Source organism: Nitrosospira sp. CT, from assembly GCF_059489795.1.
This window is the reverse complement of the sequence record NZ_JCAHZJ010000080.1, coordinates 24,397-31,477: the sequence shown is the minus strand read 5'-3', so window position 1 is coordinate 31,477 and position 7,081 is coordinate 24,397. Positions and strand designations below refer to the sequence as shown.

General features: G+C 51.0%; 5 protein-coding genes and 1 tRNA gene. 4 read left to right on the top strand and 2 right to left on the bottom strand.

Annotated features, from left to right (window positions below; genetic code table 11):
- Positions 1 to 1,467: 1,467 nt before the first annotated feature.
- The 3 genes from AC52W5_RS15255 to AC52W5_RS15245 all read left to right on the top strand — a co-directional run bounded on the left by AC52W5_RS15255 (position 1,468) and on the right by AC52W5_RS15245 (position 5,053).
- On the top strand, positions 1,468 to 2,535 hold the full coding sequence (locus AC52W5_RS15255) for a tyrosine-type recombinase/integrase (protein ID WP_495671626.1): 1,068 nt from the start codon (positions 1,468 to 1,470) through the stop codon (positions 2,533 to 2,535).
- 196 nt (positions 2,536 to 2,731) lie between these two features.
- On the top strand, positions 2,732 to 3,262 hold the full coding sequence (locus AC52W5_RS15250; protein ID WP_495671625.1) for a virion core protein, T7 gp14 family: 531 nt from the start codon (positions 2,732 to 2,734) through the stop codon (positions 3,260 to 3,262).
- Positions 3,263 to 4,288: 1,026 nt separating this feature from the next.
- Entirely contained in the window at positions 4,289 to 5,053 is a 765-nt protein-coding gene (locus AC52W5_RS15245) for a Kazal-type serine protease inhibitor domain protein (protein WP_074975744.1), read from the top strand.
- A gap of 128 nt (positions 5,054 to 5,181) precedes the next feature.
- On the opposite strand, the gene chaB is transcribed toward AC52W5_RS15245, so the two are convergent.
- Both chaB and AC52W5_RS15235 read right to left on the bottom strand, forming a co-directional pair.
- Positions 5,182 to 5,412, bottom strand: coding sequence for a putative cation transport regulator ChaB (gene chaB / locus AC52W5_RS15240; RefSeq protein ID WP_074975745.1), 231 nt, complete (start codon positions 5,410 to 5,412; stop codon positions 5,182 to 5,184).
- A 199-nt stretch (positions 5,413 to 5,611) separates the two neighbouring features.
- A tRNA-Met gene (locus AC52W5_RS15235) sits at positions 5,612 to 5,687 on the bottom strand.
- Between the two features lie 210 nt (positions 5,688 to 5,897).
- On the opposite strand from AC52W5_RS15235, the gene AC52W5_RS15230 reads away from it, so the two are divergent.
- Positions 5,898 to 7,067, top strand: coding sequence for a UbiH/UbiF family hydroxylase (locus AC52W5_RS15230; protein WP_495671624.1), 1,170 nt, complete (start codon positions 5,898 to 5,900; stop codon positions 7,065 to 7,067).
- The last annotated feature ends 14 nt before the right edge of the window (positions 7,068 to 7,081 follow it).

Sequence of the window (7,081 nt, the reverse complement as noted above, 5' to 3'; positions counted from 1 at the left end):
ATGGTTCGAGGATTACAATGAATATCATCCTCACAAGGGGCTCAAGATGAAGTCGCCAAGACAATTCATCCGCAGCCAGTTACTAACCGCATCCTGTCCGGTTTAATAGGGGCAACTCCAGCTCACGGTATTGCTATGTGCCTAGCGGGGTCCCCTGGTAGCAACATAGAAATAACTGTTTAGTCCCTGAGGGGGCGAGTGGTCCGAGGACTACTGCTATTGGCTTACTATGCACAAGCGTAGTCAGCCTATATCAAGTAGAACCTCTTGCCCCCGCAATTGCCCCCTAGTTGAGGGCAGATGTCAGTATTCCTGATGTCTGTCTTCCATTAGGGGGCTTTTGCGTTAGAGGATAATCAACATAAAGCTTTGGTCTCCACAGTCCGTTATGGTTACTCAGTACCGGAGAACTCGTATAAAAGCTGGTTAATACCGATATCGGAATAACGATATCGAGCTATATCAATTACTTACCCTCAGGAGTCACCCCATGCACAAGCCCATAGTAGCCACCCTATCCCTATCGCTCACCCTGGTATCCCCCCTGTCCTCTGCCATAGACTGCCAGACGTACACAGGAGGATACACTGAATGCACAGGTGCGGATGGCTACAAGGCTTCCAGTCAGAGTTACACAGGTGGTTACTCAGAGGCTAGGGATAACCAGGGGAACACTTCGAGGACCTATGGGTACACTGGAGGGCAACAGAGTATCTACCCTGGGTCAACCGGGGTGGTTCCTACTGTGCCTCAGTCACAAGGGAGTGTTGATGCTGCGAGAGGCCACTACTTTCCGTTCAGAAGATAAGACCGATGCGGGGATTCCCGTAGCGTAAGAATATCAAGTAGTTAGATTCACCCAAGAGGCCACCAATGTGTGGCCTTTCTTTTTGCCTATTCTATGATGTCCCTAGTCTCCTTTGTACTCCGGTTTCCCCTTCTCCACTTATCTCTCTTCCCTATGTCAGAGTAATATAATTTCTATCCTCCTACGGCTTATATAGCTCCAGCCGCAATATCTACTACATATGAATCCTTTGCGCTATCAATATCTTATGCGCTACCAATGTTGTTCTTTCCCTCACTTCCTACTATGCTAATCGCTTTAAATACCTTATCCGCCACCCTTGATGCATTCAAACAATTTACTCAAGAACCTGATGTTCAAATACAAACATTGCAGACTTTCCTTGTCATCGCACTTGAGGGAAACCCAGGTGTGGATGAATTAGCACGGCGAATAGGGCTTACTCAGCCTGCCGCCAGTAGAAACCTGAGAAAGCTCTGTGAAGCTCCCAAGGGGCAGGAGGGATACGGCCTTATCACTATGCAATTAGACCCGTTCGATAATCGGAGGAAAATAATCAAGTTGACAGCGCGGGGGCATGAACTTGCCCGCCATATTGAGGATGCAATGGTGCCGCCTATTCGCTCTCACGTTGTACGAGAGCTGATTAGGGGGTAGATATGGCTAAGCCGTTTCCTAAGGGGAAAAAGAAAATCTACTGGTGTGATTTTCGCACTCCCGATGGGAAACGCATCAGGCGGTCCCTCCATACTACCGATAGGGCAGAAGCCCAAGCCCTGGAAATAAAGCTCCGATATGAAGCCAAATACACTTCGGACCGAATACGCCGAGGGGGAATTACGCTCTCAGAGGCATTTCAACATGCGCTACGGGTAAGGGATTCCTGGAGGTCAGGGAAAAGCCTGGGTTCCATTGAGGCGATATATAAACTCGTAGCGGCACACTTCGGTCCCAATCGCCCACTCGCTAAGATTACTGATGAACTCCTCCTTGAGTATGCAGAAGGTCTTAAACGCCGCCGCAAGACACCATCCACTATAAATAAGAGGCTATCCATGTTCTCAGTCCTATTCCACGAAGCCATTAAATGGAAAAAGTATAGCGGAGAGAAGCCGCACCTCATTCGCTACAGGGTCAAGAACGAAAGGAGACGGTTAATTACCCCCGAAGAGGAAGCCCTGGCTATCTCTCTGTGTATCCAAAGTAGTCCATATGAGTCTGCTATGGCCGACCTGATAGTTGTCCTGGCTGACACTGGTCTTCGGCTCTCTGAAGCCCTTAAGATTCAACCCAGGTACGTGGACATGCACAACAGAACAGTTCTCATAGTCGATACCAAATCGGGAGATGACAGGATGGTACCCCTTACCGGGAGGGCACTGGCTATTCTCAAAAGGCGGAATGTCGCTCCAGTGTTTCAACCTTTAAATCCTTATGTGGTCTCTCATATCTGGCGCCGGATTCGCAAAAAGATGGGCCTGGAGCATGATAAGGAGTTCGTTCTACATGCCTTCCGACACACCTACGCCTCCACGCTAGCGAATGCGGGGATTGACTCCTTCCGGCTTCAAAAGGTGATGGGGCACAAGAGCATTGTGTCTACCCAGAGGTACATTAAGGTTTCCGCTTCAGCCCTCCGGGGCCTTTCTAACATTATCGAAGAGCGTACAGGCAGGTATGAGAAGGAGGTCCTCGCTAAAAACCCATCAACAGATACCGAAGAGTAGTTATCCCATCCCCCTCCACTTCTTCACCCCCCTCCTCTACTCTCGTCGTACTACAACCTGCTAGCAGGCCCCGAGCAGTCGATGGTTTTGTCCATGTCCCCCACGTTATCCAAGGATATTAAATGCATTCTCCTTTTAGTAAACCCGTAACCCGTTCAGAAATACCCTTCTATCAATTCTACAAATACAGTCCATTATGTGTATTCCATTAGTTATAGCTGGAGCTACTCTGGCTATCGGCGCAGCCTCAGCGGTGACCAGCCACATGCAGCAAGCTAAACAGGCCAAGGCTACCGAGAGGGCAATCCAGGACAACTACTCTCAACAAATGGAGTCCCTCCAGCTTCAGTATGACCAGACCAATAAGCAAGCCACTGATGAAATGTCGGTTAGGGCTAGGGAGGCCATGATTGAGTCGGCAAGGCTTCGGGCTTTCTCCGGGGAATCTGGTCTTGCTGGTATCAGCAATGATCGGATACAGAATGAAAGCGCCTTCAATCTTGGGACCGATATTTCATCTATCGAATCCAATAGGCAATCGTCGTTACGGCAACTGTATCAAGAGGGCAAGGGGGTCCGGGCGCAAACTACCTCGAAGATGAATGAGGTTATGAAGAACCGGCCTAGTCTAATCGGGACTGGACTACAGATAGCTGGTGTTGCTGCGAACACAGCATCCAACTATCAAGCAGCTAAAGCCAAACTTCCGACTAACGTAAGAGGGTAACGTTCGCACACTAGCTGGTCCCTACCCCGTCCAAAACAGAACCCCTGAATATAGGTGCCATACCGTCCGGGTTCGGTTCCCTATCTGTACATGGGCTAATCTTAATCGAACCTGCCCCTATTCGGACCTACTGCATTTGTGGTACTCTAGTGGTACTTTCGTTAATCTTCCACCACAAGAACGAGCATTAATGCGGGTTTTGAGTGACGGTTAGAGTGCCTTATTCCCCCTCCCGGCACCAGCTAGCGTAATACCAGGCTGCTGCTTTTTCCAAAGTTCTGCAACTGGACTCGAAATACCCTTCTGGCGCTCCTCGCAATTCGTTCCCAACATTCCAGTTGTTCGAAACGAGTACCAATCCGACCATAAGGGATTGCAATGCCATCCGATCTGGACTCCGAATCAATAATAATCGTCTGCCCTCACTGCTCGAATCAGCATGAAGAGACGATCTTGCGGTTGAAGTATGAACCGAGACTTTCCTGCCCGGATTGCGGCCAATATATCCTCATCAATCTCCTCGATCTTTATACCATGCTTGAGTCAGCGCAAAAATCCTGTAAGGCGCTCCTCAAAAAATTGACCCACGTGTCGAACGGCAAAAGTCCGCATTGATCTGCAAAGCGGAGGCTTCTGCCCGATTTTTGAAGGAAGCTTGACTGCTACTGCAAGAAAGGAAAAATGGCTTTCTGTCATATTTCCATTCTTTACGTTCTGCAATCTTTTCGCGAGCAAGCTTGCCTTCGGTTTTCCCTCTCCATCCGCCCTGGCGAGATTCACACCATGATAGTCTCCGTCCCTGCCCAAAGGACCGACAATCAACCTCATCTCCGACAAAAGCATTGTTTTGAAAATCCCGGAAACAAGCTTGACTGTAAGGCAAATACTGCTATGAATAAATCTGGAAATCCGAATGCCCTCCTGTCACTGGAGTAATAACGGTTAGAAACGCTTCATGCTGTTCATGACTTTGAACATTTGAAGGCAGGCGGGGTTTGTGCGAATTCCGACAATAAGGAGGTGGTCATGAAACAGTTGCGAATGATGGGGTTTCTGTCCGCATTGATGGGACTGTGCGGTCTGCTTGTTATTCCCGTTTCCCAGGCGGAGCCAGTGAAGCCTTCCAAGACAATCAAGACAGAGTATCAGTATGCGGCGAAGGTTGCGTGTTCATTGCTGCTGCCACACCAGGATGGAACATTGGCGCGCGGCACTTATCGCACCACAGTCAACATTCATAATCCGAGCGACAAAAAAATCAGCATTGCCGCCAAGGTGGCGCTTGCCACCCAGTTTGGCTCCGAGCCCGGACCTTTCGATGTGACCCCTTTCAAGGAGGCGGTCATTCAGCCGGATGGAGCAGTGGGAGTAAACTGCTTTGATATCGCCGGCTACTTTTGTCCGATCGATGGCGTGTGCGTGGATTTCGCCTTTCTTGAAGGATTCCTGGTCGTGAAAAGCCCGGTGCCCCTGGATGTTGTCGGTGTTTATACCGCTCGGCATACTGATGGAGATGTCGAATCCATCGACGTAGAAGCGGTCGAGGGACGCCAGGTTCGGGAAACGGTCAAGACAGGTGCAGCAGAACCGACGAAGCCGGGAGGAGGCAAGCGCGTCGATTATCCACCGAAGGGAAGCTCAGCGTATGGCGAGAAGGAGCCGAAGCAGATGTGCGGTGGCATAGCCGGCTTCCCCTGTCCTGAGGGCAAGAAGTGTGTGGATGATCCCTCAGACAATTGCGATCCGGCGCGTGGCGGAGCGGATTGCAGTGGTATCTGCGTAAAACAATGATTTGAAGTAATCGCGGAAAAAGCGTTTTTTCCTTCCTGACAGGGGCGGATGCAATTCGTCCCTGTTCAGGGATTCCCTGGAATGGGCAAGTCCCCATTGCAATTCCCCTGCAATTTCTCCCAAAAAGATCAGGACTTTTTCTTGCGCCATTCGTCGCCATCTTTCTCATATTCCTTTTTTACGGCCGCCCAGGCTACCTTGTGCGCCGTTTCTTCGCGCGAAGCATGTCCCCTGCGCTCATCCGGGTCCTTATACTCATCCCAGGCGTTATTGAAAGCGGCCCTGTATATTTCCTGTGCATGCTTTGGCAGAACATTGGTAACGTTGTCCGGAAGGTCTTTCAATGTATGGTATGGCATGGCGCTTCTCCCGCACATGGGTTGGAGAAATGGCATCGGCTTCCGATGCAAAACCAGGATATAAAATTCAATATAGCAGGCATGCCCGATGATGCTGCAAGCATTGATTTGCAGATATCGGATCGGCTGTGGAATGGAATAAGCAGGAGGGGAGATACAAACAAAAAATGGACTGGCGAGAATACCAACCCATTCAGAGTGGTAGCGAATCCCAGATTCGAACTGGGGACCAACGGATTATGATTCCGCTGCTCTAACCACTGAGCTAATTCGCTACTGTTTTATATAGAAGGTCTGACATTATGCCTTCGCAACACATTCCTGTCAAGATTCGGAATGGCGCCACCAGTTTATCTAATTGATTGATTCAGTTATTAAAATAGGAGGGGTACAGCTGTTGTTTCATAAATCCACCGAGGCAAAAACGGGCGTACCGGCTTATCCATGCATCCCCGCGCAGCGGAAAGCGGCTGTATAATGGTTCCATGAAATTCGATATCGTTATCGTGGGGGGGGGATTGGTTGGAGCAAGCCTGGCGCTTGCCCTCAAGGATAGCGGTCTGAAAATAGCGCTGGTTGAATTCCGCCCCATCCCGCCGCTTCCTGACGATGAGAGCTGGGACAGCAGAGTCTACGCCATCAGTCCGGGCAGCGCTGCATTTCTGCAAAACCTGGGAGTGTGGGACGCTCTCGACCAGGAGCGGGTGACTCCTGTCTACAATATGGCGGTCTTCGGTGACGACAGCGCGGCGCGGCTGGATTTCAGCGCCTACAATATCGGTGTCCCCGAACTGGCTTTCATAGTGGAGAACCGCCAGCTCCAGAACGCCGCCTGGAAAGGACTCAAGCACCGCGGGAATCCGATCAAGGTTTTTTGTCCCGCGCAATGTTCTATGATGCTCCGCGCCGAGTCTCACGCCGAGCTGCATCTCGATGATGGAACTGTCATGCAGACGGGGTTGATCGTGGGGGCGGACGGGGTGAATTCCTGGGTACGCGAACAGGCAGGTATTGAAGTGGCGCGGCATTCCTACCAGCAGATGGGGGTGGTGGCAAACTTCGATGCAACGCGTCCCCATAATAACGTCGCCCACCAGTGGTTTCGGCGCGATGGCGTGCTGGCGCTGCTGCCAATGCCTGGCAGAGTGGTGTCCATGGTATGGTCTACAAAGGAAGAACTCGCGCAAACGATGCTCGAGCTACCTGAAAAGGAATTATGCGAGCGCGTCGTCCGGGCTTCGCAACATGTCCTGGGCGAGATGCAGCTCGTTACGCGGCCTGCCGCTTTTCCCCTGAATTTTGTACATGTGAAAAAGCTGGTCCAGCCACATCTTGCGCTCATCGGCGACGCAGCGCATGGCATACATCCCCTTGCGGGGCAGGGCGTGAATCTCGGTTTACGCGATGCGCAGGAACTCGCCTCTGTTATCCTCACGCGCGGACTGCAATCGGATTGCGGTGATTACCTGTTGCTGCGCCGTTATGAACGCGCCCGCAAGGAAGACATCCTGGCCATGGAACTGGTTACCGATAGCTTGCAGAAGCTGTTCAACCATACTCACCCGACACTCATTCGCCTGCGCAATCTGGGTCTGGAAATCACCAACCAGTTGCCCCTGATAAAAGACCGCTTGATGCAGCAGGCATTGAGTTGAACCCGGCTGATTCG

Excerpts from the sequence above, each read along its gene's own strand:
- AC52W5_RS15255 (WP_495671626.1), top strand. The coding sequence starts at position 1,468 with ATGGCTAAGCCGTTTCCTAAGGGGAAAAAGAAAATCTACTGGTGTGAT.
- AC52W5_RS15250 (WP_495671625.1), top strand. The coding sequence starts at position 2,732 with ATGTGTATTCCATTAGTTATAGCTGGAGCTACTCTGGCTATCGGCGCA.
- AC52W5_RS15245 (WP_074975744.1), top strand. The coding sequence starts at position 4,289 with ATGAAACAGTTGCGAATGATGGGGTTTCTGTCCGCATTGATGGGACTG.
- chaB (WP_074975745.1), bottom strand. The coding sequence starts at position 5,412 with ATGCCATACCATACATTGAAAGACCTTCCGGACAACGTTACCAATGTT.
- AC52W5_RS15230 (WP_495671624.1), top strand. The coding sequence starts at position 5,898 with ATGAAATTCGATATCGTTATCGTGGGGGGGGGATTGGTTGGAGCAAGC.